At 59.1% G+C, this 24,469-nt stretch carries 26 protein-coding genes; 14 read left to right on the forward strand and 12 right to left on the reverse strand.

The window, feature by feature from the left end; translation table 11 throughout:
• The first annotated feature begins 25 nt into the window (after positions 1 to 25).
• The 3 genes from AC8GFZ_RS03815 (at position 26) to AC8GFZ_RS03825 (ending at position 2,921) form a co-directional block, all read left to right on the forward strand.
• Entirely contained in the window at positions 26 to 550 is a 525-nt protein-coding gene (locus tag AC8GFZ_RS03815) for a phosphoribosyltransferase (RefSeq protein WP_506642496.1), read from the forward strand.
• Positions 538 to 1,815 carry a PLP-dependent transferase gene (locus tag AC8GFZ_RS03820; protein WP_506642498.1) on the forward strand — a complete coding sequence of 426 codons (1,278 nt, stop codon included), beginning with the start codon at positions 538 to 540 and terminating at the stop codon, positions 1,813 to 1,815. The genes AC8GFZ_RS03815 and AC8GFZ_RS03820 overlap by 13 nt, the downstream gene beginning before the upstream one ends.
• A 65-nt stretch (positions 1,816 to 1,880) precedes the next feature.
• The gene (locus AC8GFZ_RS03825; RefSeq protein ID WP_506642500.1) at positions 1,881 to 2,921 is read left to right on the forward strand and encodes an extracellular solute-binding protein; all 1,041 of its coding nucleotides are present in this window, start codon (positions 1,881 to 1,883) and stop codon (positions 2,919 to 2,921) included.
• Here AC8GFZ_RS03825 and mnmH read toward each other — a convergent pair.
• A complete protein-coding gene (mnmH, locus tag AC8GFZ_RS03830) occupies positions 2,914 to 3,993 on the reverse strand; it encodes a tRNA 2-selenouridine(34) synthase MnmH (protein WP_506642502.1) in 1,080 nt (359 codons plus the stop codon). The two genes, AC8GFZ_RS03825 and mnmH, sit on opposite strands and share 8 nt — an antisense overlap.
• Before the next feature lie 10 nt (positions 3,994 to 4,003).
• Positions 4,004 to 4,666 carry an arylesterase gene (locus AC8GFZ_RS03835; protein ID WP_506644219.1) on the reverse strand — a complete coding sequence of 221 codons (663 nt, stop codon included), beginning with the start codon at positions 4,664 to 4,666 and terminating at the stop codon, positions 4,004 to 4,006.
• Between the two features lie 10 nt (positions 4,667 to 4,676).
• Between AC8GFZ_RS03835 and AC8GFZ_RS03840 the strand changes: the two genes are divergently transcribed.
• Together AC8GFZ_RS03840 and rlmB are read left to right on the forward strand one after the other, a co-directional pair.
• Positions 4,677 to 5,354: an ABC transporter ATP-binding protein gene (locus AC8GFZ_RS03840; protein WP_506642504.1), complete on the forward strand. Its 678-nt coding sequence runs from the start codon at positions 4,677 to 4,679 to the stop codon at positions 5,352 to 5,354.
• A gap of 7 nt (positions 5,355 to 5,361) precedes the next feature.
• The gene (gene rlmB / locus AC8GFZ_RS03845; RefSeq protein ID WP_506642506.1) at positions 5,362 to 6,117 is read left to right on the forward strand and encodes a 23S rRNA (guanosine(2251)-2'-O)-methyltransferase RlmB; all 756 of its coding nucleotides are present in this window, start codon (positions 5,362 to 5,364) and stop codon (positions 6,115 to 6,117) included.
• Positions 6,118 to 6,144: 27 nt separating this feature from the next.
• On the opposite strand, the gene AC8GFZ_RS03850 is transcribed toward rlmB, so the two are convergent.
• Genes AC8GFZ_RS03850 through fabG form a run of 3 tightly spaced genes read right to left on the reverse strand, consistent with a single transcriptional unit; the run spans position 6,145 to position 8,065 of the window.
• Positions 6,145 to 6,735 (reverse strand): chromate transporter, encoded by a 591-nt coding sequence (locus AC8GFZ_RS03850; RefSeq protein WP_506642508.1) that lies wholly within the window; start codon positions 6,733 to 6,735, stop codon positions 6,145 to 6,147.
• Complete coding sequence (locus tag AC8GFZ_RS03855) at positions 6,732 to 7,265, reverse strand: chromate transporter (RefSeq protein ID WP_506642510.1); 534 nt, start codon at positions 7,263 to 7,265, stop codon at positions 6,732 to 6,734. The genes AC8GFZ_RS03850 and AC8GFZ_RS03855 overlap by 4 nt, the downstream gene beginning before the upstream one ends.
• 41 nt (positions 7,266 to 7,306) lie before the next feature.
• The gene (gene fabG, locus AC8GFZ_RS03860) at positions 7,307 to 8,065 is read right to left on the reverse strand and encodes a 3-oxoacyl-ACP reductase FabG (protein WP_506642512.1); all 759 of its coding nucleotides are present in this window, start codon (positions 8,063 to 8,065) and stop codon (positions 7,307 to 7,309) included.
• A 243-nt stretch (positions 8,066 to 8,308) separates the two neighbouring features.
• Between fabG and AC8GFZ_RS03865 the strand changes: the two genes are divergently transcribed.
• Positions 8,309 to 10,591: a YgiQ family radical SAM protein gene (locus AC8GFZ_RS03865; RefSeq protein ID WP_506642514.1), complete on the forward strand. Its 2,283-nt coding sequence runs from the start codon at positions 8,309 to 8,311 to the stop codon at positions 10,589 to 10,591.
• 1 nt (position 10,592) lies between these two features.
• Here the strand turns inward: AC8GFZ_RS03865 and smpB are convergent, their stop codons facing one another.
• On the reverse strand, positions 10,593 to 11,066 hold the full coding sequence (gene smpB, locus AC8GFZ_RS03870; protein ID WP_506642516.1) for an SsrA-binding protein SmpB: 474 nt from the start codon (positions 11,064 to 11,066) through the stop codon (positions 10,593 to 10,595).
• A 71-nt stretch (positions 11,067 to 11,137) separates the two neighbouring features.
• Here smpB and AC8GFZ_RS03875 point away from each other — a divergent pair, with 71 nt between their 5' ends.
• The 7 genes from AC8GFZ_RS03875 to AC8GFZ_RS03905 all read left to right on the forward strand — a co-directional run bounded on the left by AC8GFZ_RS03875 (position 11,138) and on the right by AC8GFZ_RS03905 (position 18,111).
• Positions 11,138 to 11,575: a type II toxin-antitoxin system RatA family toxin gene (locus AC8GFZ_RS03875; RefSeq protein ID WP_506642518.1), complete on the forward strand. Its 438-nt coding sequence runs from the start codon at positions 11,138 to 11,140 to the stop codon at positions 11,573 to 11,575.
• Complete coding sequence (locus AC8GFZ_RS03880; RefSeq protein WP_506642520.1) at positions 11,562 to 11,900, forward strand: RnfH family protein; 339 nt, start codon at positions 11,562 to 11,564, stop codon at positions 11,898 to 11,900. Before AC8GFZ_RS03875 ends, AC8GFZ_RS03880 begins: the two co-directional genes overlap by 14 nt.
• 79 nt (positions 11,901 to 11,979) lie before the next feature.
• Positions 11,980 to 13,449 carry an IMP dehydrogenase gene (gene guaB / locus AC8GFZ_RS03885; protein WP_506642522.1) on the forward strand — a complete coding sequence of 490 codons (1,470 nt, stop codon included), beginning with the start codon at positions 11,980 to 11,982 and terminating at the stop codon, positions 13,447 to 13,449.
• Positions 13,450 to 13,482: 33 nt separating this feature from the next.
• Positions 13,483 to 15,117 (forward strand): glutamine-hydrolyzing GMP synthase, encoded by a 1,635-nt coding sequence (gene guaA, locus AC8GFZ_RS03890; protein ID WP_506642524.1) that lies wholly within the window; start codon positions 13,483 to 13,485, stop codon positions 15,115 to 15,117.
• Between the two features lie 27 nt (positions 15,118 to 15,144).
• Positions 15,145 to 15,750 carry an FMN-binding negative transcriptional regulator gene (locus tag AC8GFZ_RS03895; protein ID WP_506642526.1) on the forward strand — a complete coding sequence of 202 codons (606 nt, stop codon included), beginning with the start codon at positions 15,145 to 15,147 and terminating at the stop codon, positions 15,748 to 15,750.
• Positions 15,751 to 15,780: 30 nt separating this feature from the next.
• Positions 15,781 to 17,187 carry a tRNA adenosine(34) deaminase TadA gene (tadA, locus tag AC8GFZ_RS03900; RefSeq protein ID WP_506642528.1) on the forward strand — a complete coding sequence of 469 codons (1,407 nt, stop codon included), beginning with the start codon at positions 15,781 to 15,783 and terminating at the stop codon, positions 17,185 to 17,187.
• 3 nt (positions 17,188 to 17,190) lie between these two features.
• Positions 17,191 to 18,111: an LD-carboxypeptidase gene (locus AC8GFZ_RS03905; RefSeq protein WP_506642530.1), complete on the forward strand. Its 921-nt coding sequence runs from the start codon at positions 17,191 to 17,193 to the stop codon at positions 18,109 to 18,111.
• Between the two features lie 197 nt (positions 18,112 to 18,308).
• Here AC8GFZ_RS03905 and AC8GFZ_RS03910 read toward each other — a convergent pair whose 3' ends face one another.
• The 5 genes from AC8GFZ_RS03910 to mltG are packed head-to-tail and all read right to left on the reverse strand — an operon-like array spanning position 18,309 to position 22,505.
• A complete protein-coding gene (locus AC8GFZ_RS03910; protein ID WP_506642532.1) occupies positions 18,309 to 18,974 on the reverse strand; it encodes an ankyrin repeat domain-containing protein in 666 nt (221 codons plus the stop codon).
• Entirely contained in the window at positions 18,961 to 19,767 is an 807-nt protein-coding gene (locus tag AC8GFZ_RS03915; protein WP_506642534.1) for a TatD family hydrolase, read from the reverse strand. Before AC8GFZ_RS03915 ends, AC8GFZ_RS03910 begins: the two co-directional genes overlap by 14 nt.
• 10 nt (positions 19,768 to 19,777) lie before the next feature.
• Positions 19,778 to 20,791, reverse strand: coding sequence for a DNA polymerase III subunit delta' (gene holB / locus AC8GFZ_RS03920; RefSeq protein ID WP_506642536.1), 1,014 nt, complete (start codon positions 20,789 to 20,791; stop codon positions 19,778 to 19,780).
• Entirely contained in the window at positions 20,788 to 21,459 is a 672-nt protein-coding gene (gene tmk, locus AC8GFZ_RS03925) for a dTMP kinase (RefSeq protein ID WP_506642538.1), read from the reverse strand. The genes holB and tmk overlap by 4 nt, the downstream gene beginning before the upstream one ends.
• 29 nt (positions 21,460 to 21,488) lie before the next feature.
• Positions 21,489 to 22,505: an endolytic transglycosylase MltG gene (gene mltG / locus AC8GFZ_RS03930; RefSeq protein ID WP_506642540.1), complete on the reverse strand. Its 1,017-nt coding sequence runs from the start codon at positions 22,503 to 22,505 to the stop codon at positions 21,489 to 21,491.
• Between the two features lie 46 nt (positions 22,506 to 22,551).
• On the opposite strand from mltG, the gene ygfZ reads away from it, so the two are divergent.
• Complete coding sequence (ygfZ, locus tag AC8GFZ_RS03935; protein WP_506642542.1) at positions 22,552 to 23,484, forward strand: CAF17-like 4Fe-4S cluster assembly/insertion protein YgfZ; 933 nt, start codon at positions 22,552 to 22,554, stop codon at positions 23,482 to 23,484.
• Positions 23,485 to 23,499: 15 nt separating this feature from the next.
• Here the strand turns inward: ygfZ and AC8GFZ_RS03940 are convergent, their stop codons facing one another.
• On the reverse strand, positions 23,500 to 24,357 hold the full coding sequence (locus tag AC8GFZ_RS03940; protein WP_506642544.1) for a YbgC/FadM family acyl-CoA thioesterase: 858 nt from the start codon (positions 24,355 to 24,357) through the stop codon (positions 23,500 to 23,502).
• Positions 24,358 to 24,469: the final 112 nt, after the last annotated feature.

Raw genomic sequence — 24,469 nt, forward strand, 5'->3', positions numbered from 1 at the left:
TTAAACCTTTTTTGAAAGCCAAACCATGCTGACCGAAGACGGTAAACACCTGTACGTCTCCTACGACGAGTACCACAACCAAATTGAAAAGTTGGCCATCAAAATCCACCAATCGGGTTGGCAGTTCGACACCATTTTGTGTTTGGCCAGGGGGGGCATGCGTCCTGGGGATATCTTGTCGCGCATCTTTGACAAGCCCTTGGCCATCATGTCCACCAGCTCTTACCGGTCCGAAGGCGGCACCATCCAAGGCCATTTGGACATTGCCCGCTTCATCACCACCCCCAAAGGTGAAATTGCTGGACGCGTCTTGTTGGTTGATGACTTGGCCGACTCGGGTCACACGCTGAACGCGGTGATCACCATGCTGCGCGACAACTACAAGCCCATCACCGAACTGCGCAGCGCGGTCATTTGGACCAAGGGCGTATCGAGTTTTCAGCCAGACTTTTCGGTGGAATTTTTGCCGACCAATCCCTGGATACACCAGCCTTTTGAAGGCTACGACAGCATGCGCCCCGAGCAGCTGTTGGCCAAATGGCAAGTGTGAAAAAAACCACGTCGCTGATCCACCATCCCTATCGGGCGCCGGTGGATTTTGAGGGGCCATTGACGGCTGTTCACAAGGCCTCGACTGTTTTTTTTCCATCGGTCGAGGCCATGAAAAGCCGCGACTGGAAAGACAAATCTGCCTACACCTATGGGCTGCATGGCACGCCCACGACCTTCACCTTGGAAGAGCGTTTGTGTGCCATCGAGGGGGGGCTTCATTGTTTGCTAGTTCCCAGTGGCTTGGCCGCCATCGCACAGGTGAATCTGGCCTTGTTGGCCCAAGGTGATGAGGTCTTGCTGCCCGACAACGTGTATGGCCCCAGCAAGGCCCTGGCTCAAGGCGAACTTCAACAATGGGGCATCTCGCACCGCTTTTACAACCCGCTGGATGTTGAGGATCTGGCCACAAAAATCACATCAGCCACGCGTTTGGTGTGGCTGGAGGCGCCAGGTTCCATCACCATGGAGTTCCCTGACCTCGTGTCCCAGGTGAAGCTGTGCCGAGAGCGCGGCGTGTGTTGCGCGCTTGACAACACCTGGGGCGCAGGTTTGGCTTTCAATGCCTTTGATTTAACCCCTGAACAAGGCCCTCATTCACTGGGTGTGGACCTCACCGTGCATGCCTTGACCAAATACCCCAGTGGTGGTGGCGATGTGTTGATGGGCAGCATCATCTCGCGCGATGACGACTTGGCCATGCGCTTGAAGCTCAGCCACATGCGCTTGGGCTTGATGGTGGGGGCCAATGATGCTGAGTCGGTGTTGCGTTCCTTGCCCAGCATGGCCATGCGCTATCGTGCTCAGGACCTCAGTGCAAGGCATTTGGCCCATTGGTGCCAGGAGCAGCCTGCCGTTTTGCAGGTGCTGCACCCTTGTTTGCCCGATTCGCCAGGCCATGACCATTGGCTGCGCTTGTGCACCTCCCGTGCGCATGGCGATTTGAATCCCTTGAATGAAAGCACCGATGCACCTGCCGGTTGGGCTGCGGCTTTGTTCAGCATTGTGATAGACCCCCAATACAGCACGTCCCAAGTGCACCAGTTTTGCGAAGCCCTGCAATTTTTTCGCTTGGGCTACAGCTGGGCGGGTCCGGTCAGTTTGGTGGTGCCCTATGAACTGAAATCATTGCGCACTGTTTGGCCTGCTTGGTTGCGACAGGGCCATGTGGTTCGGTTATCCATCGGTTTGGAAGCCACGGTAGACCTGCAACATGATTTGTCACAGGCTTTTGCTGCGGCTTTTTCAACCATTCCCGCGCACTGATCGCGTTTTTAAATGAGAATAGTTCTTATTTAGTTTATACTCTCCGAATGTTCAAAGGGGAGAAAATGAAACGCATCAATGCCTGTATCGCGGCTTTGGGATTGGGTTTGCTGGGCATGGCACAGGCCCAAAACACGCTGAATTTATATTCGGCAAGGCATTACCCGACGGATGAAGCCCTTTACAGCGACTTCACCAAAGCCACAGGCATTGCCATTCGGCGGGTTGATGCCGATGATGCGGGCATCTTGACGCGCTTGAAAACCGAGGGTGCTGCCTCTCCGGCCGATGTCATTTTGTTGGTGGATGCCGCCAGGCTATGGCGCGCTGAAAGTGATGGCTTGTTTCTGCCCGTTCATTCGGCGCCGCTGGAGGCGGTCATTCCCGTCCATTTGCGCGCTCAACCCAATGCCGAAGGGGGTATCGCATGGTTTGGCATGTCCACCCGCGCCCGCGTGGTGGTTTACGACAAACGCAAAGTCGAGCGCCAAGCCGTGGACAGTTATGAAAAACTGGCTGACCCCAAACTCAAAGGCATGCTGTGCATCCGCTCTGGCTCGCACCCCTACAACCTGAGTCTGTTTGGCGCATTGAATGAACACATGGGCTCGGCCGCCACAGAGCTTTGGCTCAAGGGCTTGGTGGCCAATATGGCTCGCTCGCCCAAAGGAGGCGACAGCGATCAGATCAAATCGGTGGCCAGCGGCGAATGCGCTGCCGCAGTGACCAATACCTATTATTTGGCGCGGATGCTGCGTTCTTCCAATGCGGCAGAACGCAGCATGGCCGAGTCCGTGGGAGTGGTGTTTCCGAACCAAAACAGCTGGGGCACGCATGTCAATGTGGCCGGCGCTGCGGTGGCTCGTTACAGCAAAAACACACCTGCGGCAATCAAGTTCTTAGAGTATTTGGCCAGCCCCGTGGCACAAAATCATTTCGCCAATGGCAACAATGAGTGGCCTGTGGTCAAAGGCTTGAAATTCGATAACCCCGCACTCAAGGCGATGTCGGGTGGGGACTTCAAGAGTGAGGTCATCCCCATCAGCGCCGTGGGCATGAACCAAATCAAAATTCAGCAAATGCTCGACCGGGTGGGTTTCAAATGACTTGCGGGTATTGAGTCACCAGGGATTGGGCCAAAGCGTCAAAAGAGGCACTGTGTCGATCCAGCGGGCTGACCGCCTGGGCCAGCGTGTGTTGTTTGAAATTTCGAGAGATGGATTTCAAATAGGTGGGGTCGTAATGGCTCTCAAGCAGTGAATTCACCACGCTGCTGACGTCTCCCTTGGCAAGCGCGTCTTTCCAGGCATCCACCACCGCTTTCCCTTTGAGGTTGATCAGAGCTTCCAAGCGTTGGGCAAAGGCCTGGGTGTCGCTGACAAACAAGGGATATTCCTCCATCAGCAAAGCAACACGTTCTGTCTGCGGCAACTGCAAATCAATGCATGGGCTGTCGCGCATGGCGTCCATCAACACGTCCATGACCGTTAAATTGCCCACTTTTCGGCTCTCTGCCTCGACAAAGATGGGGCGCGCGGGGTCCATCAGGCGCAAGGCATCCCATATTTGCATGTCAAAGCGCTTTTGGCTGGGTTGCTCCACCCCCGGCACGCGCCCCAGCACCGAGCTGCGGTGGCAAGCCAAAGCCTCCAGGTCCAACACCTGGGCGCCTTGCCGGTGCAGGGCATGGAGCAAGCGGGTTTTGCCGCTGCCGGTGGTACCGCACACCACCACAAAACGGAAATGGGCCATGTGCTTGTCCAGCCAGGCCAGCATGGCAGCGCGAAATGCTTTGTAGCCGCCCTCCAGCACCGTGACCTGAAAGCCAATTTGGCCCAGCACCATGGACAAAGCGCCACTGCGTTTGCCGCCGCGCCAACAATAGATCAAAGGTTGCCAGGTTTTGGGCAGTGACAACACCTCGCGCTCAATGTGGCGGGCGATGTTCACCGCCACCCAAGCAGCGCCCAATTTTTGCGCTTCGAAGCCACCCTTTTCCTTGAACAAGGTGCCAATGACGATGCGCTGCTCGTTGTTCAAGCTGGGCCAATTCACAGCTCCGGGCAAGTGATCCTGGTCGAATTCACCCTCGCTGCGGGCATCGATGATGGCGGAAAACCCACCTGGGCCGACCATGCGTTCCAAGGCCTGCTCTGCAGGCATGCGTTGCAAACTCATGCCTGAACACTCACAACATTTTTTCCAACACCGGCCAGGTGTGTTGCAGCATCAGGCTTTGTGCCTTCTCGTTGGGGTGGATGCGGTCAGCTTGGAACCAATCGCCAGCTGCGGTCAGTGGCTCTAAAAAGAATGGCAACAAGCGCGACTGGCTTTGCTTGGCCACTTGGGCGAAGGCTTTGGCAAATTGTTCGTTGTAGTCGGCGCCATAGTTGGGTGGTACTTTCATGCCCAACAGCAAAACCCGCGCGCCTTGGAGCTTGGCTTGTTGTGCCATGAACAGCAGGTTGTCTTGGGTGGCTTTGAGGGGCAGGCCGCGCAAGGCATCGTTGCCGCCGAGTTCGATCACCACCAAGCGAGGTTGATGGGCCCTCAGCAACTGTTCGATGCGAGATCGACCGCCAGCGGTGGTCTCGCCACTGATGCTGGCATTGATCACCTTCCATTGGGGGTGGCTGGTGGCCAAGCGTTCAGACAGCAAACTGACCCAACCGGTCCCCCGCGGCAAACCGTACTCTGCACTGAGGGAGTCTCCCATGACCAACAGCGGATAGCTGGGGCTGGGTGGGGGCTTTGCACTGACTTGGGCTTGCGCCACATGAGTCAACGACAATGTGAACCAGACAGCCCAGGTCCAGATGATCTTCACCCCCAGCCTGCGCCCCTCAGCCATCCCCATCAACATGACAAAACCCATTCTTGAAGTTGCCCACGTGTCCAAATCGGTCACCGATGCCACCGGCACACTCGATATTCTCCGCGATATTGACTTTCAGTTGGAGCGCGGCGAGACCGTGGCCATTGTGGGGGCCTCGGGTTCGGGCAAAAGCACTTTGCTGTCCATCATGGCTGGCTTGGACACGCCCACCCACGGCACCGTGCGTTTGGCCGGGGAAGACTTGTTTGCCCGCGATGAAGATGCCCGCGCCGCCATGCGGGCCCAATACATGGGCTTTGTCTTTCAAAGTTTTCAACTGCTGGGCTCTTTGACCGCTTTGGAAAACGTCATGTTGGCACTGGAGTTGGGCGGACGTCCGCGCGCCCGAGAGAATGCCCGCAGCATGCTCGAGCGTGTGGGTTTGGGTGAGCGACTCCACCATTACCCCCGTGTCTTGAGCGGAGGCGAGCAGCAAAGGGTGGCCTTGGCACGCGCCTTCGTGGTGCAACCTGCGGTGTTGTTGGCCGATGAACCCACCGGCAGTTTGGACAAGGCCAGTGGCGAGCGGGTCATGGCATTGATGATGGACTTGAACCAAGCCACCGACACCACCTTGGTATTGGTCACCCACGATGCGGCCATCAGCCAGCGCTGCCAACGGCGCATTGCCATTGAAGCCGGTGCACAGGTTGCGGTTGGATAATCAAAGCATGTCTGTCCCTCTCAAAGTGATTTTTGGCTTTCATGCGGTGGGTGTGCGCATGAAAACTGCGCCCCAGTCCGTTGTTGAATTGCATGTTGATGCCAGCCGGCGCGATGTGCGCATGCGCCAGTTCATGCAGCGCGCCCAAGACAGCGGCATGCGCATCATCCCCAGCGATGGGCTGCGCTTGGCCAAGTTGTGTGGCAGCCACGGTCACCAAGGCGTGGTGGCCCGGGTCCAGGCTTTGCTGCAAGGCCATTCTTTGGATGACCACCTCGACCAGCTGCCTGAAGGTCAGATCCCTTTGCTGTTGGTGTTGGATGGCGTGACCGATCCGCACAACCTGGGCGCGTGTTTGCGCGTGGCCGATGGGGCAGGGGCCCATGCGGTGATTGCTCCTAAGGACCACGCCGTGGGCCTCAATGCCACCGTGGCAAAAGTGGCCAGCGGCGCGGCCGATACCGTGCCCTATTTCATGGTCACCAACCTGGTCAGAACCCTCAACGAACTCAAAGAGCGGGGCATTTGGATCATCGGCACCAGCGAAGACGCCCCCACATCGATCTACCAAAATGACCTCAAAGGCCCGGTCGCTTGGGTCTTGGGGGCCGAAGGCGAGGGCATGCGCCAGTTGACCCGAAAAACCTGCGACCAATTGGTGCGCATCCCCATGCAAGGGGCGGTGGAAAGCCTCAACGTCTCGGTGGCCAGTGGCGTGTGCCTGTTTGAGAGCCTGCGACAACGCAGCGGTGCCACGGCCTAGCCTGAGGGCGTCAACCCCTCGTGGGTGTCAAACCCAACCGAGCAAACCCAATACCGCGCCAGCGGCCAGCAGCCACAGCACATGGATGCGGGTCTTCCACATCAGCAGCACCGAGGCGGCCGTCAACAGCAAACCCGGCATATGTTGGGCGTCGGCCTGAATGGGGGGCAACAACAGCCAACCGGTCGAGAACATCAAGGCAATCAACAAAGGGGCCATGCCCGCTTTGAAGGCGCGCACGCCGGCCCGATCTTGATAGCGCATGCCCCATCGGTTGACCACCAGCGTCAAGCACCCGGACGGGCCCAGGATGCCCAATAAGCACAAAAAAGCAGCCAATACACCCCACGCCCAGGCCAATGGGCCAGCAGCCATGCCGCCACCGGCCTGAACCCCCAATGTCCAGCCGATGATGGCGACAAACAGCACATTGGGGCCAGGGGCAATTTGCGCCAAGGTGATGGAGGAGTTGAATTCCGGGTCACTCAGCCAATGCTGCTGGTCGACCAAATAGCGGTGCATGTCGGGCGCGGCCGCCACCACGCCGCCAAAGGTGATCAGCGACAAACTTAAAAAATGCAGCACCATGTGCAGCCAATCGGCAGCGCTCAAACTCATGGCTGCACCTTGGGCCGCACCATGCAGCGCCATGCCCACACGCTCGACGGCACACCGACCATCAACCAAGCCAAGGCCAAGGGGATGCGCCACACGGCCACCACCACAAAGCCAACACTCAGCAGCGCATAGCAAACCGGCAAACCCATGGGGTTGCCCTTGAGCCCTTGTAGCAAGCGCAAGGCGTTGCCCATGATCATCCCTGACACCACACAACCCATCGCGTGCAACATCGAGCGCACCGCAGGCAACTCATACAGGCCTTGGTAAAGGGCCGCAAAACACAGCACCAAGGTGCAGGGGGCCAACATCAGGCCGGTGATGGCGCACAGCGCACCGCGGGCGCCAAAATAACGGTCGCCCAGCATCAAGGTCAAATTCACCACATGCGGGCCGGGCAGGGTTTGGGCCACCGACCAATCTTCCAAAAAACCTTGGGGGGTCAGCCACTTTTTTTGGTCGACCAAAATCCGCTGCACCACCGCTTGCACCCCACCAAAGCCTTGCAAGGCCATCCAGGTGAAGGTCATAAACAGATCCCAACAGGATTGGGGCCGGTTCACGGGCTCGGTCATACGGTCAAACCACCGGAGACCTCAATCACGGCGCCGTTGATATAAGCCGCTTGATCGCTGGCCAAAAAGGTGTAAACACGGGCGATGTCTTGGGGCTGCCCGAGCCGTTTCAACGGCACCCGTTCGCGCATCTCGTCGATCACCTTGGCCGGCATGGTGGCCAAAATGGGGGTTTCAATGAACCCCGGCGCCACTGCATTCACCCGTATGCCTTTGGGCCCCAATTCGCGGGCCCAGGTTTTGGTGAAACCAATCACCCCAAATTTGCTGGCGGCATAGTTGGTTTGCCCAAAATTGCCATAAATGCCCACCACCGACGAGGCATTCAAAATCACGCCGCTGCCTTGGGCCACCATGCTGCCGGACACGGCTTGAGCGCAGTGAAACACGCCCCGCAAATTGACATCGATCACCCGATCAAACTGTTCCAAGCTCATTTTTTGCAGCCGCGCATCTTGGGTGATGCCCGCGTTATTGACCAACACATCGATGCGCCCAAACTGCGCCAAGGTGTTTTGCACCATGGCGTCGACCATCGCACGTTGGGTCACATCGACCACCCAGCCCGCAACGGGCACGCCCAGCGCTTTGCACTGGGCCACAGCCGCATCCACACCCGCTTGTCGCACGTCGCAGACCACCACGGTCGCCCCTTCTTGGGCAAATTCGAGGGCGGTGGCCAGGCCAATGCCTTGGGCGGCACCGGTGATGACGCTGACCTTGCCGGTCAGCCTTTGGGCGGTGAGGGTGTTCATATTGATCAGAAGGGTGGGGGTCTAAAGAAGTTCTAAGCCTGAGTGCTGGCCCATGGCCGCTCGATCAGGCGCTGGGCAGTATAGGCACTCTGAGTCTCGCGACAGCTTGGGATCGAACGTGGGTGACAGCCGCCAGTGCTTGCAGGGCTTCCCCCCACGATATATGCGCCATTGGGCATGCATGGTGCTCACGGGAAGGCTCAAGGTTTACACTATCCCGTTGTTTCAAAAGGCTCTTTTTCAGTGGATGTCTCCGAATTCAGCCGCCCCGCCAAAGCCCTGAGCAGTTATAAAAAGCATTGGGCTGCGCGCTTTGGCACCGCACCCTTCCTGCCCATGAGCCGCGCCGAAATGGCTGAGTTGGGCTGGGACAGTTGCGATGTGGTGCTGGTCACGGGGGACGCTTATGTCGACCACCCCAGTTTTGGCATGGCGGTGATTGGCCGCATGCTGGAAAACCAAGGCTTTCGCGTCGGCATCATCGCCCAGCCCGATTGGCAAAGTGCCGAACCTTTTGCCGCATTGGGCCGCCCCAATTTGTTTTTTGGGGTCACCGCTGGCAACATGGATTCCATGATCAACCGCTACACGGCCGATCGAAAAATCCGCAGCGATGACGCTTACACACCTGGCGATGTGGCTGGTAAGCGCCCAGACCGAGCCGCCATTGTGTACAGTCAGCGCTGCCGTGAGGCCTTCAAAGACGTGCCCATCATCATGGGCGGCATCGAAGGCTCACTCAGGCGCATTGCCCATTACGACTATTGGCAAGACAAAGTGCGCCGCTCCATCGTGATCGACGCCAAGTGCGATCTGCTGCTGTACGGCAACGCAGAACGCGCCATTGTGGAAGTGGCACACCGCTTGGCCGCCAAAGAGCCGGTGCAAAACATCACGGATGTGCGCGGCACAGCCTATGTGTGCCGCACCACGCCCTTGGATTGGACCGAAATCAACTCCACCGAGGTGGATCGGCCTGGGCCGGTGGAGTCGCACCTCAACCCTTATCTGATGATTTCCGAGCAAGCTTCGGCCCAAGGGCAAAGCTGCGAGGCGTCCTCCCAGGGCGCCGCACCCGCCACATCGCAAGCGCCCAAGGCCGAGCCAGGCGTGCCCATGATGGTGCCGATAGGCTGGCTGGGCAAAACCAAGGCCAAGGTGTCACCCCGTGAGCGCTCCGTGATCCGCTTGCCCGCTTATGAACAAGTGCGCAGCGACCCCGTGTTGTATGCCCATGCGAATCGGGTTTTGCACTTGGAAACCAACCCCGGCAACGCCCGCGCTTTGGTGCAAGCCCACGGCGAGGGTGCCACGGCGCGCGATGTCTGGATCACCCCACCGCCCATCCCCTTGACCACGGCCGAAATGGATTTGGTGTTTGGCCTGCCGTATGCCCGCTCGCCACACCCGGTGTATGCCGACGAACAAGGTCGCCACGATGGCCCGACCAAAATTCCCGCCTGGGAAATGATCCGCTTCAGCGTCAACATCATGCGTGGTTGCTTTGGGGGCTGTACTTTTTGCTCCATCACCGAGCACGAGGGCCGCATCATTCAAAGCCGCAGCGAGGCCTCTGTGCTGCAAGAGATTCAAGACATCCGCGACAAAGTCACGGGCTTTACCGGCGTCATCTCCGACCTGGGCGGCCCCACGGCCAATATGTACCGCATTGGCTGCAAGTCCCCTGAAATTGAGGCCGCCTGTCGCAAACCCAGCTGTGTTTATCCGGGTATTTGCTCTAACCTCAACACCAGCCACCAACCTTTGATCCAGATGTACCGCAAAGCCCGGGCGATCAAGGGGGTGAAGAAAATCCTGATTGGCTCGGGGTTGCGCTACGACCTGGCCATCGAGTCGCCCGAATACATCCGCGAGTTGGCCACCCACCATGTGGGCGGTTATTTGAAGATCGCCCCCGAGCACACACAGACGGGGCCCTTGTCAAAGATGATGAAACCGGGCATCGGCAGCTACGACCGCTTCAAGCAGTTGTTTGACCAATACAGCGCTGAGGCGGGCAAAAAGCAATACCTGATCCCTTATTTCATTGCCGCACACCCCGGCACCAGCGACGAAGACATGATGCACTTGGCCATGTGGCTGAAAAAAAATGGTTTCCGCGCCGACCAGGTGCAAACCTTCTACCCCAGCCCCATGGCCACGGCCACGGCCATGTACCACAGTGGCAAGAATCCATTGCGCAAAATCGGGCGCGACAGCGAAGGTGTGGACATCGTGCGCGGCGACAAACGTCGGCGGTTGCACAAAGCCTTTTTGCGCTACCACGATGCCAACAATTGGCCCTTGTTGCGTGAGGCGCTCAAGACCATGGGGCGCAGTGATTTGATCGGCAACGGCAAGCATCACCTCATCCCCAGCTTTCAACCGCGAACCCAAGGGGCTTATGTGAGCGCCCGGCGCAAAAACAGCACGCCCAGGCCCGATGCCCCGGGCCAATTGCTCACGCAGCACACGGGTTTGCCACCGCGCCCGGGTGTGAAGGGGCCGCGCAAAGCCAAAGTTTGAGCTAGCGAACGCGCTGCTTCATGGCGCGCTCGACCTCGCGCTTGCCCTCGCGGTCTTTGATGGTGTCGCGCTTGTCGTGATCGGCCTTGCCCTTGGCCAAGGCAATTTCGCACTTGATCTTGCCGTTTTTCCAATGCAAATTGAGCGGCACCAAGGTATAGCCCTTTTGCTCGACCTTGCCGATCAGGCGCCGAATTTCGTCTTTTTGCAGCAGCAGCTTTTTGGTCCGGACCGAATCGGGCCGCACATGGGTGGATGCGGTGTTCAATGGGTTGATTTGGCAGCCGATGACAAACAATTCGCCATTGCGAATGACCACGTAGCCATCGGTGAGTTGCACCTTGCCCTCGCGCACCGACTTCACCTCCCAGCCCTCAAGCACCATGCCGGCTTCAAAACGCTCCTCAATGAAGTAATTGAAGATGGCTTTTTTGTTGTCGGCGATGCGGGCAGTGCTGGGGGCTTTGGTGGACATGGATGTCTAAATGGGGGCGTTCAGGGTACTTACAATCACGCCATGAACGCCGCTGTGCAAACACCCATTCTATGAAAACCATCCACAAGTCGGTTTTGATTTGGTTCAGCGCACAAGAAATGTTCGACCTGGTCACCGATGTGCCCAGTTACCCCCAGTTCTTACCTTGGTGTGACCGGGCCAGGGTGGTCACAGCCCACGCCGATGGTGTGACCGCAGAGATTGGCATGGCTTTGGGGGGCTTGCACAAAAGCTTCACCACGCGAAATGTCCACACCCCAGGGCGCGAGGTGCGGGTGCAATTGATCGATGGCCCTTTCAAACAATTGGACGGTGTTTGGTTGTTTGAGCCCATGGGACAGGAGCGGGCTTGCCGGGTGGACTTGAAGCTCAATTACAGCTTTGACAGCATGTTTGCCGTGCTCATTGGGCCCTTGTTTGACCGCATTGCCGCCACCTTGGTCGATGCCTTTGTCAAACGCGCTGAACAGGTCTATGCCCACGATTGAGGTCACCTTGGTGTATTCGCCCGAATCTCGGGTGGTGCACGAAGTGGTGCTGCATTTGCCGCAGGGCAGCCGGGTTCGCGATGCTTGGGTGGCCAGCGCATGGTTTGCCACCCCAGCGGATGGGCAGCCAGAGTTCCCGAACGCCTCCATCTGGGGCCGGCGTGCCACACCCGACCAGGTGTTGCACCATGGCGACCGCCTCGAAGCCTTGCGCCCCCTCCAAGTCGACCCCAAAGAGGCACGCCGCCAGCGTTTCGTTCAACAAGGCACGCGAGGGGCGGGTTTGTTTGCAAACCGTCGCCCCGGCGCCAAACCAGGTTACTAGGCCCCCCTTCAAGAACAGTGCCAACGGTATACAGACCCATTCGAGGGGGTCGGTACAATTTGCTTTTTGGAGCCCAACCATGCGCCTCTTAGGCAATGCGCTCACCTTCGACGATGTGTTGCTGGTGCCCGCCTTCTCAGAAGTCCTGCCCAAGGACACCACGCTGTCTACACCTTTTTCGCGTCGCATCCATCTCAATTTGCCACTGGTATCAGCGGCCATGGACACCGTGACCGAGGCCCGACTGGCGATTGCCATCGCCCAAGAGGGTGGCATCGGCATCGTCCACAAAAATCTCACCCCCCAACAACAAGCCGCTGAAGTGGCCAAAGTGAAACGCTACGAAAGTGGCGTGCTGCGCGACCCGGTGGTCATCACCCCTGAGCACACGGTCAGGCAGGTGATGGCCATGTCCGAGCAAATGGGCATTTCTGGTTTTCCGGTGTGTCAAGGCAAGCAAGTGGTGGGCATCGTCACAGGACGTGATTTGCGCTTTGAGCAGCGCTACGACGTGCAGGTGCGTGAAATCATGACCCCGCTGGACAAACTGATCATCGTGCCCGAAGGTGTCACCCCGCAAGAGGCCAAAGCCTTGCTCAACAAGCACAAACTCGAGCGCTTGTTGGTGGTGAGCGATTCTTTCGAGCTCAAAGGCCTCATCACCGTCAAAGACATCACCAAACAAACCAGTTTTCCCAACGCCGCCCGCGATTCAGCAGGGCGCTTGCGCGTTGGCGCGGCCGTGGGCGTGGGTGAGGGCACCGAAGAGCGGGTTGAGGCTTTGGTCAACGCTGGCGTGGATGTGATCGTGGTCGACACCGCGCATGGCCACAGCAAGGGTGTGATCGAACGGGTGCGCTGGGTCAAGCAAAACTACCCCCAGATTGATGTGGTGGGCGGCAACATTGCCACTGGCGCCGCTGCCTTGGCCTTGGCCGAGGCGGGTGCAGACGCGGTCAAGGTCGGCATTGGGCCGGGTTCGATTTGCACCACCCGCATCGTTGCCGGCGTGGGCGTGCCCCAAATCACAGCCATTGATGGCGTGGCCAAAGCGCTGCTAGGCACAGGTATCCCATTGATTGCCGATGGCGGCATTCGCTACAGCGGCGACATCGCCAAGGCCATTGCCGCTGGGGCCTCCACCGTGATGATGGGTGGCATGTTTGCCGGCACCGAAGAGGCGCCGGGCGAAATCGTGCTGTACCAAGGCCGCAGTTACAAAAGTTACCGGGGCATGGGCAGCATTGGCGCCATGCAACAAGGCAGTGCCGACCGGTATTTCCAAGAGTCTTCGACCGGCAATCCCAATGCCGACAAGTTGGTCCCCGAAGGCATTGAAGGCCGGGTGCCCTACAAAGGCTCGATGGTCAACATTGTCTACCAGATGGCCGGGGGGTTGCGTGCCGCCATGGGCTATTGCGGCTGCGCCACCATCGAAGCCATGAAGACCCAGGCCGAATTTGTGCAAATCACCGCTGCCGGCATGCGCGAAAGCCATGTGCATGATGTTCAAATCACCAAAGAGGCACCGAATTACCGGGCTGACTGATCTTTGCGTTTGAAACCGCTTTTTAATTGCTTCATGACACACCAAAAAATCCTGATCCTCGACTTCGGCTCGCAAGTCACCCAACTCATCGCGCGCCGGGTGCGTGAGGCCCATGTGTACTGCGAGGTCCATCCCTGTGATGTGAGCGATGCTTGGCTGCGCGACTTTGCCAGCGATGGGCAGTTACGCGGCATTGTGTTGTCGGGCAGCCATGCCAGTGCCTACGAAGAAAGCACCGATCGCGCACCCCAAGCGGTGTTTGAGTTGGGTGTCCCCGTGCTGGGCATCTGCTACGGCATGCAAACCATGGCCCAACAGTTGGGCGGTCAGGTGTCTGCCGCTGAAATGGTCAACGGCATGGCCAAGCGAGAGTTTGGTTATGCCGAGGTGCGCGCCCATGGCCACACGGCCTTGCTCAAAGACATCCAAGACATGGTCAACGACCAAGGCCATGGCCTGCTCAAAGTCTGGATGAGCCATGGCGACAAAGTGTCTGAACTGCCGCCCGGTTTCAAGGTCATGGCCAGCACACCCAGTTGCCCCATTGCGGGCATGGCCGACGAACAACGGCGGTTTTATGGGGTTCAATTTCACCCCGAAGTCACGCACACCGTGCAGGGCCGGGCCTTGATTGAACGCTTTGTCCTGGGCATTTGCCAGACCCGCCCGGATTGGATCATGGGCGACTACATCAGCGAAGCGGTCGAGAAAATCCGCACCCAAGTGGGCGATGAAGAGGTTATTTTGGGTTTGTCGGGTGGTGTGGACTCTTCCGTTGCAGCCGCACTCATACACCGCGCCATCGGCGACCAGCTCACCTGCGTGTTTGTCGACCACGGCCTGCTGCGTCTGAACGAAGGCGACGCGGTGATGGAGATGTTTGTCGGCAAACTCCACGCCAAAGTGATCCGCGTGGACGCGGCCGATTTGTTTCTAGGCAAGTTGGCCGGCGTCACTGACCCCGAGGCCAAACGCAAAATCATCGGCGGCTTGTTTGTTGATGTGTTCAAGGCCGAGGCCGCCAAGCTCAAAGCCGGGCAGGGTGGTCACAAAGGCGCGACCTTCTTGGCCCAGGGCACGATTTACCCCGATGTGATCGAGTCGGGTGGGGCCAAAAGCAAAAAAGCCGTCACCATCAAAAGCCACCACAACGTGGGCGGCCTGCCTGAACAGCTGGGCTTGAAATTGTTGGAGCCTTTGCGCGACCTGTTCAAAGACGAGGTGCGCGAGTTGGGCGTGGCCCTGGGCCTGCCGCCATCCATGGTCTACCGCCACCCCTTCCCCGGCCCGGGTCTGGGCGTGCGCATTTTGGGTGAAGTGAAAAAAGAATACGCCGACCTGCTGCGCCGCGCCGACGCCATCTTCATCGAAGAGCTTCACCACTTCAAAGACGACAGTGGCAAAAGTTGGTACGACCTGACCAGTCAAGCCTTCACCGTGTTTTTACCGGTGAAAAGTGTGGGTGTGATGGGCGACGGGCGCACCTATGAGTACGTGGTGGCCTTGCGCGCCGTGCAAACCAGCGACTTCATGACCGCCGATTGGGCGGAATTGCCCTACGCCTTGCTGAAAAAAGTGTCGAGTCGCATCATCAACGAAGTGCGTGGCATCAACCGCGTCACCTATGATGTGAGCAGCAAACCGCCGGCGACCATTGAGTGGGAGTGATGACGCCGGTCCACCGCTGGAGTCAACATGTACCTCCCCCCTCAATTCAACCACCCTGACCATGCGCTGGAGCTGATCCGCAGCCACCCTTTGGCCAGTTTGATCTCCAACGACGACGACGGGTTTCCGTTTGTCACCCATTTGCCCATGCATGTGGAAACCGACGGCGCGGCCTGGCAAATGCTCGGTCATTGCGCGCGGGCCAATCCGCATTGGAAGTACTTGTCCCAGCGCCCGGATGCTTTGTTGGTATTTCAAGGGCCGCATGCGTTCATGTCCACCCGCGTCTACCCCGATTTGGTACGGGTTCCCACCTGGAGCTACCTGGTGGTGCATGTGAAGGTGCGCCTGCAATTGGTCGATGGCGAAGAGGCCAAAGACGTGCTGCTCAAGCAGTTGATCGCCGACCACGATGCGCCCTATGCCGCGCAATGGCGCGGGCTGCCCGAGAGCTACACCCAAGGCATGCTCAAAGCCATCGTGGCTTTCAAAGGCGAGGTGCTGGATGTGAAATGCAAGATCAAACTCAACCAACACCGCAGCGAAGCGCACGAGCGCATGAAGGCCGATTACGCGCAAGGCACTGAGCAAGAGCGCGCCTTGGCCCATTGGATGGAGAGGCTGGGTTTGTGACCCTGTCTCTCAACCCTGAACCTCCAAAAAATGTTGTCAACCCAAGCACCTCTTAGCGATGAAGCCGCCATGGGCCTGGCTTTGGCGCAAGCCCAAGCGGCGCAACGCTTGGGTGAAGTGCCGGTGGGCGCGGTGGTGGTGCACCAGGGCAGGGTGGTGGGGGCAGGGCACAACAGCCCCATCGGCGACCATGACCCGAGCGCCCACGCCGAAATCAATGCTTTGCGCCAAGCGGCCCAAGCCTTGGGCAACTACCGCCTGGAATACTGCACTTTGTATGTCACCTTGGAACCTTGCGCCATGTGTTGCGGTGCGATGGCCCATGCGCGTTTGGCTCGTGTGGTTTATGGCGCGGCAGAGCCCAAAACCGGGGCGGTGACCTCGGTCACGCGTTTGTTTGATTTGCCCGGCATGCATGCGCCATCGGTCACAGGCGGCGTGATGGCTGAGGCCTGTGGCGAATTGATACAGTCATTCTTTCGCGAAAAACGAATCATGCAGCAACTGGACAAGCCCCACACCCCCCTGCGCGATGATGCCGTGCGCACCCCAGATGCGTCATTCGCCGATTTGCCCGGCTACCCATGGCCCGCTACTTATGTGCCTGACATGCCCGTGCTGAATGGCTTGCGCATGCATTGCCTGGATTTGGGCCCCCAAGATGCCGGTATCACTTGGTTGTGTTTGCATGGCAACCCAGCGTGGAGCTATCTCTACCGCAAAATGATCCCGGTGTTTTTGGCCGCTGGGCACCGCGTCGTGGCACCCGATATGCCGGGTTTTGGTCGCAGCGACAAGCCCAAAAAGACATCACAGCACCGTTTCGATTGGCATCGCCAGGTCTTGCTGGATGTGGTTGAACAGTTGGATTTACAGCGGGTGGTGTTGGTGGTGCAAGACTGGGGCGGCATTTTGGGCCTCACCTTGCCCATGGCGCAGCCCGAACGCTACCGAGGTTTGCTGGCGATGAACACCACCTTGGCCACTGGCACGCAGCCCCTGAGTGCCGGTTTTGTGGCTTGGCGACAGATGTGCAACGACAAACCGATGTTTGATGTGGGCCGCTTGATGGGCCGTGGCAACCCCCACCTGAGCCCGGCCGAATGCGCCGCTTACCAAGCGCCTTTTCCCGATGCCGGGCACCGGGCCGCTTTGCGCGCCTTTCCCAATTTGGTGCCGGAACAAGCGCAAGACGAGGGCGCAGAGCTGTCGCGCCAAGCCGAGTTTTTTTGGCGTGATCAATGGGCTGGCCGCAGCTTGTTGGTGGTGGGCGAACAAGACCCGGTGCTGGGTGTGCCGGTGATGCAATCCATGCAGCAAACCATTCGCCAAGCGCCGCCTTTGTGGGTGTTGCCGCAAGCTGGGCATTTTGTGCAAGAGCATGGTCAAACCATTGCTGAACGCGCTGTGGCGCATTTTTCTCATCAGGAGCGTTGAGCCATGGCCCACATCTATGTGTTTTCCCCATCCAGCGCCGTGCGCGACAAAGCCGCTTTTCGGCGTGGGGTTTCGCGCTTGAAAGCCTTGGGACATGAAGTCGAGGTCGACGCGGCAGCGCTGTCCGCCCACCAGCGCTTCGCTGGGGATGACGAAACCCGTTTGGCCGCCATCACGCGTGCTTCTGCCAGCGGTGCAGACATCGCCATCATCTCGCGTGGCGGTTATGGCCTGACCCGGTTATTGCCGCAGTTGCCCCATAAAGCCATCGCCAAGGCCGTGGCGCAGGGCACCCAGTTTGTGGGCTTCAGTGATTTCTCCGCTTTTCAAGCCGCGCTTTTTGCGCGCCAATCGACCCCCACCTGGTCGGGTCCCGATGTGGTGGCCGATTGGGGGCGTGAAGAAATCGACGACATCATGCAAGACACCTTCCAAGACCTGGCTTTGGGTCAAAACGAAGGAGCGGGCTGGCGCCTGCCGATTCGCGACACCCGCGCCGTGTCCCACCGCCCAGATGGTGTTTGGGCCAAAAAAGCCACGCTCTGGGGCGGAAACTTATCGGTGCTGACCAGCATGATCGGCACCCCATATTTTCCAGACATTCGCAGCGGCATTTTGTATTTGGAGGATTTGGCCGAACACCCATACCGCATCGAGCGCATGTTGACCCAGTGGTTGCATGCCGGCATTTTGGCCCGCCAAAAAGCGATTTTGTTGGGCGCTTTCACGCACTATGCCTTGTCCAGCCACGATGCCGGGTTTCAAATCAACACGGTCGTGGACCGTTTGCGCCAGCAACTCAAGGTCCCGGTGCTCACCGGTTTGCCGTTTGGCCATGTCGCCACCAAAGTGTGTTTGCCTTTTGGCGCCCAAGCCCAATTGATGGTCCAAGGGCGTGATGCTTTATTGCTCTGGACCGATTGATGCATGTGCAGATGGATAGCTTGGCATCTCACATCCATAGCCCATTGACCCTTAGGATGTTGCCAGCTTGGCCCATTAATAATACGCTACGATGTGTATTATGTTAAGTTAATGAGATGGGCTGTTATTTGGGTTTGCTGCGGTAAATCAGCGCATCCGTTGGATTGGTTGATGCAGACACACCAGACTAAGCTGACTCAGGGTTTGATCGGGAAACGCGCATGCCAACTGGACAGGAATGCGTTGATATAAACAGACGATTCCTTGGCGTGGGCCCCGTTTTGGGCGAAATCAAGGGCGCTCAGTCCGAGGTGGTTTATCAGTCGGGGGTCAGCACCCTCTTCCAGCAACAATTTGGTGGCCATGGGGTTGCCGTAGTGCGCAGCCATCATCAAGGGTGTGGTGCCGTTGGGCGACGGCGCATCAATATAAGCATGGTTGGCCAGCAAAAACCGCATCATCTCCACATGCGCTTTGGTGGCGGCATAGTGCAAGGGTGTCCAGCCTGTCTTGTTGACGTCGGATTTGCGATCCAACAAGGCCTGGGCCAGCGGCAGCGCGTTGTGAAAAGCCGCCAGCATCAAAGGCGTTTCATCGTCTGCGGTGCGGTCGTCAACACGGGTTTCGGGCCATTTGGCCAGAACCAGGGCCGCTTGGTGGGCATTTTGGCGAATCGCTGTCAGCAACGCCGATTGGCCTTGGGGCCCGGGCGTATTGGCATCAAACCCCCGCCGGAGCAAACGTTCCACAGCCGGGGCGTCATTATTTCCAGCAGCCAAGAAAAAATCTTCATAAGCCCCAGCATGGGCTGAATTAAGTGTAATTAAAACAAATAGTTGAAGGATGTATTTAAAGTGACGCATGATCTAGGCTTCGGCTGAACAAACGCTCAAAATTGAGGCTGGTGGCTTGAGCCACATCTTCCAGTGGCAGATTTTTGGTGCTTGCAATTTGTTGTGCGACCCAAGCCACCCAAGCGGGTTGGTTGGTTTTGCCACGGTGGGGAACCGGGGCCAAATAAGGGCTGTCGGTTTCGATCAGCAAACGGTCCAGCGGCATCCAGGCCACGATGTCACGCAAATCTTGTGCATTTTTGAAGGTCAAGATGCCTGAAAAAGAGATGTAAAAGCCCATGTCCAGGGCCGCACGGGCGACGGCTTCGGTTTCGGTGAAGCAATGAAAAACCCCGCCAGCACAGCCCTCGCCGCCCGTTTCCCCGCATTCGCGCAAGATGGCCAAGGTGTCGTCGCTGGCGCTGCGGGTATGGATCACCAGGGGCAAACCAACCGTGCGCGCGGCTTGGATGTGCACCCGAAAGCGCTCGCGTTGCCAGGCCATGTCCGCATGGTTGCGGCCATTCAGGCGGAAATAGTCCAAGCCGGTTTCGCCAATGCCCACCACCTTGGGTTTGGCAGCCAATTCGAGCAAACCCGCCAAAGTGGGTTCGGCTACGCCTTCGTTGTCGGGGTGCACACCCACGGTGCACCAAAAATTGTCATAAGTGGTGGCCAAGCCATGGACCTCGGGAAAAGACTCCAAGGTGGTCGAAATGACCAGGGCGCGATCCACCTGGGCTTGGGCCATTTCAGCTCGGACCTCGTCCATGCGCGCAGCCAGTTCGGGAAAGTTGATGTGGCAGTGGGAGTCGATGAACATGATGGCGCCTTCAGTGTGGGGGCTGCAAGGCCCCGCGCGCTTGGCTGACCAAGGCTTCGAGCATCAGACCGGCATTGAAAGGGTGCTCAGCCGTTTTGGCGCTGGCCATCAGGTCCTTGGACCATTGGGTCAGGGCCGCCAGGGGCGCGCCCATGGGCAAGGCTTGGGTGGGGAAAAATCGGGGTGCTGCGCCCACCGCGAGCAACAGACAGTCATGACAAACTTTTTGCAAAACGGCCACCGCTTGGGGGGGTGACAAGGCTTGGAGCGCTTGGGCGTCTCCCCGCGCCACGGCCTTGGGCAGGGCCAACCAAGTGCTGGCTTTGAGGCCCCCTTGGGCCAAAGCCCAGGCGTCCTCGGGTCGCCCTCCCGCCGCGTCCAACAGAACTTGCGCATCCGCAGAGGGTACGCCTTGGGCGGATAACCATTGCAATGCGGGCGCCGCATCGGGCCAAGTCAGGTGATGGGTTTGGCAGCGGCTGCGCAAGGTGGGCAGCAACAGGTGCGCGGCTTCACTGACCAGCAAAAACCGGGTGTCACCGGGCGGCTCTTCCAGGGTTTTCAAGATGGTGTTGGCGGTGATGTGGTTCATCCGCTCGGCGGGGTAAATGAGCACCACTTTGTTGCGCCCACCAGAGCGCGTGGTTTGGGTGAAGGCCACCATGTCGCGGGCAGCGTCCACCCGGATTTCCCGGCTGGGTTTGCGGTCCTTGTCGTCTATTTCTTTCTGGGCTTTTTCGTGCAGGGGCCAGCCTTTGTCCAACATTTGGGTCTCTGGCATCAGCACGCGCAGGTCGGCATGGGTGCGCAGATCAATATTGCGGCAACTGGCGCAATGCCCACATGCACCCTCCTCGCTGGGCTGCAAACACAACCAAGCCCGGGCCAATTCCAGGGCCAAGGTGTATTGGCCCAAACCCGATGGGCCCGACAGCAGCCATGCGTGGCCGCGCTGTCGCAACAAGCCCTTCAATGCGGGCGCCAACCAAGGGGCGGGCATGTGGGCAGGTGGGACCTGGCTCATGGGGTGTTCAAAGCCGGGGGCGTGGCCACCATGATGGACAGCCAACCACGGCGCACCAAGGCTTGGGTCAATTGTTGCCACACCTGGTGGCGGGACTGGGCCGCGTCGATGCGCACCATGCGATGCGGTGCCGCCTCTGCCCGGGCAAGGTAGCCGGCGTGCACCTGGGCAAAAAAGGCCAAGGGCTGCGATTCAAAACGGTCAGGCACGCGTGCATCGGCCAGGCGTTCGGCGGCAATGGCCGGGTCCAGGGCAAACCACAGGGTCATGTCGGGTTGCAGCAAGTCGCCGCTGGCTTGGCCCTGCACCCATTGCTCCAATTGCGACAACACGGCCAGGTCAAAACCGCGCCCATGGCCTTGGTAGGCAAAGGTCGCATCGGTGAAGCGGTCGCACAGCACCACGTGGCCTTGGGCGAGAGCCGGCAAGATGACTTCTTGGATGTGGCTGCGCCGTGCAGCAAACATGAGCAAGGCCTCGGTCAAAGGGTCCATGGCGTCGTTCAACACCATCTGGCGCAGTTTTTCGGCCAAGGGCGTGCCGCCCGGTTCGCGGGTGAGGGTCACCTCGCGCCCCTGTTGGCGAAAGGAGTCGGCCAGGCCTTGGATGTGGGTGGACTTGCCCGCCCCATCCACCCCTTCAAAACTGATGAAAACGCCCTTGCTCATGAGTCGATTGTGCCTTGTCCCTGGGGTATTCAGGGCGCGGTGCTGCTGGGTTGGCGCCGACGTTGGTACCGGTCGACCGCGGCATTGTGGTCTTCCAAATTGGCACTGAACGCGCTGCTGCCGTCGCCCCGGGCCACAAAATAAAAGGCTTGGCTGCGCTCGGGTTGCACAGCGGCCAGCAAAGCGGCTTTGCCCGGCATGGCAATGGGTGTGGGGGGCAGGCCCTTGCGGGTGTAGGTGTTCCAGGGGTGATCGGTTTGCAGGTCGCGGCGGCGCAAATTGCCGTCAAAGGCTTCGCCCATGCCATAAATCACCGTGGGATCGGTTTGCAGCGGCATGCCCACCCGCAAGCGGTTGTGAAACACGCTGGAAATCATGCGCCGGTCGCTGGCTTTGCCAGTTTCTTTTTCGACGATGCTGGCCAATATCAAAGCTTGCTCGGCGGTGGTCAGTTCATTGCGCTCGGCGCGGGCTAGCCAGGCGTTGGCCAGTTGGCGGTCCATGGCCTTCATGGCCCGGCTCAGGATGCGCACATCCGAGTCGCCCTTGCCATGGGCATAGGTGTCTGGAAAGAACCGCCCCTCAGGCGCCTGACCTGGGCGACCCAACAAAGCCATCACTGCTTCATCGGTTTGGCCACGGGTCTGGTGTTGCAAATGTTCCGAGCGGTCCAAGGCAGCGCGAAACTGGCGGAATGTCCAGCCCTCGACCAGCACCAGGGTTTGCAAGGACTCTTGTCCACGGCTGATTTTTTGCAGCAAATTCCAAGCGGAGTCACCGGCTTTGATTTCATAACTGCCGGCACGCAGCAGCCGCGACTGGCCGCTCAAGCGCATGAACCAATACAGCAGGCTGGGGTTGACCTCGACACCACTGTCCACACTGAGTTGGGCGATGCCGCGCACCGGCGTGCCAGACTCAATGGTCAGATCCACCACGCTGCGGGCCAAGGGCAAGTCGCGCATGACCCATCCCGCCACGGTGGCCAGGCACAGCGACAACAAAAGCACGGTGATGAGCAGCCATCTGCCCCATGTATTGCGCAAGGCCTGGGCTTTCAAAGGAGAAGAGCCCGCGATGATAATTCAGCCCATGACCCATCTGAGCCCACACCATCCCTTGCCACCGACCCATTTCCACGGCGCTTGCGAATTGCCCCATTTGGGCGTGATCGAAGTCAGTGGCAGCGATGCGGTTTCTTTTTTGCACAACCAACTCACCCACGACCTCGCCTTGGTGCCGGCGGATGCCGTTCGTTTTTGCGCCTTTTGCAACGCCAAAGGGCGCATGCAAGCCACCTTTGTGGCGAATGTCCATGCCCCCGACACCGTGTGGCTGGTCTGCCGCCGCGATGTGTTGGCTGCGGTGTGCAAACGCCTGTCGATGTTTGTCTTGCGCGCCAAAGCGCGTTTGCGTGACGCCAGTGATGAGATGTCTTTGTGGGGTTTGGTGGGCGGCCCCCTGCCCTCGGCCTGGAAAAAACAGACCCTGATGGGCGGCACCGCCATGGGTTTGTATCCTGCTGCGGGTCATGCCCGCGCATTGTGGGTGGCACCTGTGGGCCAAAGCCCGGTGAGCGATGCCCACCCCGCGGGTTTGAGCCTGGATGCGTGGATGTGGGGCGAGGTGATGGCCGGTGTGGCCGATGTGCAAGCCGCCACCGCCGAGGCCTTTGTGCCCCAAATGCTCAACCACGAGTCGGTCGATGGGGTGAGCTTCAAAAAAGGTTGCTACCCCGGCCAGGAAGTGGTGGCACGCAGCCAGTTCAGGGGGGCCATCAAGCGCCGGGCTTTCGTTCTGTCGGGGCCGGCCATGCAAGTGGGCCAGGTGGTGTTTTCATCGCAAGACGCGACGCAAGACTGCGGCATCCTTGCCCAAGCGGCTCAAAGTGGTGATGGTGGCGGCGTGGCCATCGCCTGCTTGCAAACCGCTGCCGTCGATGCCAGCACACTGCATTTGGGGCAAGCCGATGGGCCGCTGCTGCAACTCTGGCCCCTGCCCTACTCCCTGCGCGACGACATTTAAGCCCTGCCCCCAGCTTCAGAGCTTCAAGGCCATGGCCACATGGGCAATGCCGGCCTCTTCAAACGGCTCGCCCTGGACCACAAAGCCCAAGCGTTGGTAAAAGCCTTCAGCGCTGCGCTGCGCGTTCAGCAAAACTTCGCGGTCGCCACGCGCTTTGGCCTGTGCGACCAAGGCCAGCAAGACCTGGCGGCCCAAACCGGTTTCGCGCAAGCGGCGCAGCACCGCCATGCGCCCAATCTTGGCCACCCCGTTTTCGCTCGGCAATAGGCGCCCCGTGGCCACGGCCACCCCCAGGTGGTTGCAGAGCACCGCATGAACGCATTGGGCATCAGCGGGGTCCCATTCCAGCGCGGGGTCAATGCCTTGCTCTTGGACAAAAACGGCCTGTCGCAAGGGGCTGGCCAGGGGCTCGAGTTGGGCCCAGTCACCGCATTGCAAGCGCGTGATCGGTTCACCGCGCTCATAGGCTTCCAAACAGTGTCGCAAGGGGTCGGGCACCGGCAAAGAGGTGTGGGTTTGGGGGTTGGCAAACACATAAATCATCTCGCCTTGGACCAACCACTGCCCACCCAAAAACACCCCGGCCTCAAACACCATCGACGAGCGCCCCACCCGTGCACAGCGCAAGCCGATGTCCAGTGCGTCGTCGTAGCGCGCCGAGGCATGAAATTCGACGCTGGTTTTCTTCAGAAAAATATCTCCGTTGAGCGCGCGCATCGTGTCTTCATAGGGCAAGGCCAAATGGCGCCAGTAGTCGCAAATGGCCGTGTCCATGTACATGGCGTAATGGGCGTTGAACACAATTTGCTGCATGTCCACCTCTGACCAGCGCACGCGCAGGCGGTGAACAAATCGAAAATCATCTTTTTTCATGCGCGTTTTCCAGGGGCAAGACCCCGGCCATTGGGGAAAGTCGGCAGTTTATGACAAGCACCATTGGCTATAGTGGCTGACCACCGCGCCCTTGGCATCTGGTCACCACAGC

Source organism: Limnohabitans rimovensis (SeqCode), assembly GCF_965234775.1.
GTDB classification, from domain to species: Bacteria; Pseudomonadota; Gammaproteobacteria; order Burkholderiales; family Burkholderiaceae_C; genus Limnohabitans; species Limnohabitans rimovensis.

Excerpts from the sequence above, each read along its gene's own strand:
- AC8GFZ_RS03815 (WP_506642496.1), top strand. The coding sequence starts at position 26 with ATGCTGACCGAAGACGGTAAACACCTGTACGTCTCCTACGACGAGTAC.
- AC8GFZ_RS03820 (WP_506642498.1), top strand. The coding sequence starts at position 538 with ATGGCAAGTGTGAAAAAAACCACGTCGCTGATCCACCATCCCTATCGG.
- AC8GFZ_RS03825 (WP_506642500.1), top strand. The coding sequence starts at position 1,881 with ATGAAACGCATCAATGCCTGTATCGCGGCTTTGGGATTGGGTTTGCTG.
- mnmH (WP_506642502.1), bottom strand. The coding sequence starts at position 3,993 with ATGAGTTTGCAACGCATGCCTGCAGAGCAGGCCTTGGAACGCATGGTC.
- AC8GFZ_RS03835 (WP_506644219.1), bottom strand. The coding sequence starts at position 4,666 with ATGGCTGAGGGGCGCAGGCTGGGGGTGAAGATCATCTGGACCTGGGCT.
- AC8GFZ_RS03840 (WP_506642504.1), top strand. The coding sequence starts at position 4,677 with ATGACAAAACCCATTCTTGAAGTTGCCCACGTGTCCAAATCGGTCACC.
- rlmB (WP_506642506.1), top strand. The coding sequence starts at position 5,362 with ATGTCTGTCCCTCTCAAAGTGATTTTTGGCTTTCATGCGGTGGGTGTG.
- AC8GFZ_RS03850 (WP_506642508.1), bottom strand. The coding sequence starts at position 6,735 with ATGAGTTTGAGCGCTGCCGATTGGCTGCACATGGTGCTGCATTTTTTA.
- AC8GFZ_RS03855 (WP_506642510.1), bottom strand. The coding sequence starts at position 7,265 with ATGACCTTCACCTGGATGGCCTTGCAAGGCTTTGGTGGGGTGCAAGCG.
- fabG (WP_506642512.1), bottom strand. The coding sequence starts at position 8,065 with ATGAACACCCTCACCGCCCAAAGGCTGACCGGCAAGGTCAGCGTCATC.
- smpB (WP_506642516.1), bottom strand. The coding sequence starts at position 11,066 with ATGTCCACCAAAGCCCCCAGCACTGCCCGCATCGCCGACAACAAAAAA.
- AC8GFZ_RS03875 (WP_506642518.1), top strand. The coding sequence starts at position 11,138 with ATGAAAACCATCCACAAGTCGGTTTTGATTTGGTTCAGCGCACAAGAA.
- AC8GFZ_RS03880 (WP_506642520.1), top strand. The coding sequence starts at position 11,562 with ATGCCCACGATTGAGGTCACCTTGGTGTATTCGCCCGAATCTCGGGTG.
- guaB (WP_506642522.1), top strand. The coding sequence starts at position 11,980 with ATGCGCCTCTTAGGCAATGCGCTCACCTTCGACGATGTGTTGCTGGTG.
- guaA (WP_506642524.1), top strand. The coding sequence starts at position 13,483 with ATGACACACCAAAAAATCCTGATCCTCGACTTCGGCTCGCAAGTCACC.
- AC8GFZ_RS03895 (WP_506642526.1), top strand. The coding sequence starts at position 15,145 with ATGTACCTCCCCCCTCAATTCAACCACCCTGACCATGCGCTGGAGCTG.
- tadA (WP_506642528.1), top strand. The coding sequence starts at position 15,781 with ATGTTGTCAACCCAAGCACCTCTTAGCGATGAAGCCGCCATGGGCCTG.
- AC8GFZ_RS03905 (WP_506642530.1), top strand. The coding sequence starts at position 17,191 with ATGGCCCACATCTATGTGTTTTCCCCATCCAGCGCCGTGCGCGACAAA.
- AC8GFZ_RS03910 (WP_506642532.1), bottom strand. The coding sequence starts at position 18,974 with ATGCGTCACTTTAAATACATCCTTCAACTATTTGTTTTAATTACACTT.
- AC8GFZ_RS03915 (WP_506642534.1), bottom strand. The coding sequence starts at position 19,767 with ATGTTCATCGACTCCCACTGCCACATCAACTTTCCCGAACTGGCTGCG.
- holB (WP_506642536.1), bottom strand. The coding sequence starts at position 20,791 with ATGAGCCAGGTCCCACCTGCCCACATGCCCGCCCCTTGGTTGGCGCCC.
- tmk (WP_506642538.1), bottom strand. The coding sequence starts at position 21,459 with ATGAGCAAGGGCGTTTTCATCAGTTTTGAAGGGGTGGATGGGGCGGGC.
- ygfZ (WP_506642542.1), top strand. The coding sequence starts at position 22,552 with ATGACCCATCTGAGCCCACACCATCCCTTGCCACCGACCCATTTCCAC.
- AC8GFZ_RS03940 (WP_506642544.1), bottom strand. The coding sequence starts at position 24,357 with ATGAAAAAAGATGATTTTCGATTTGTTCACCGCCTGCGCGTGCGCTGG.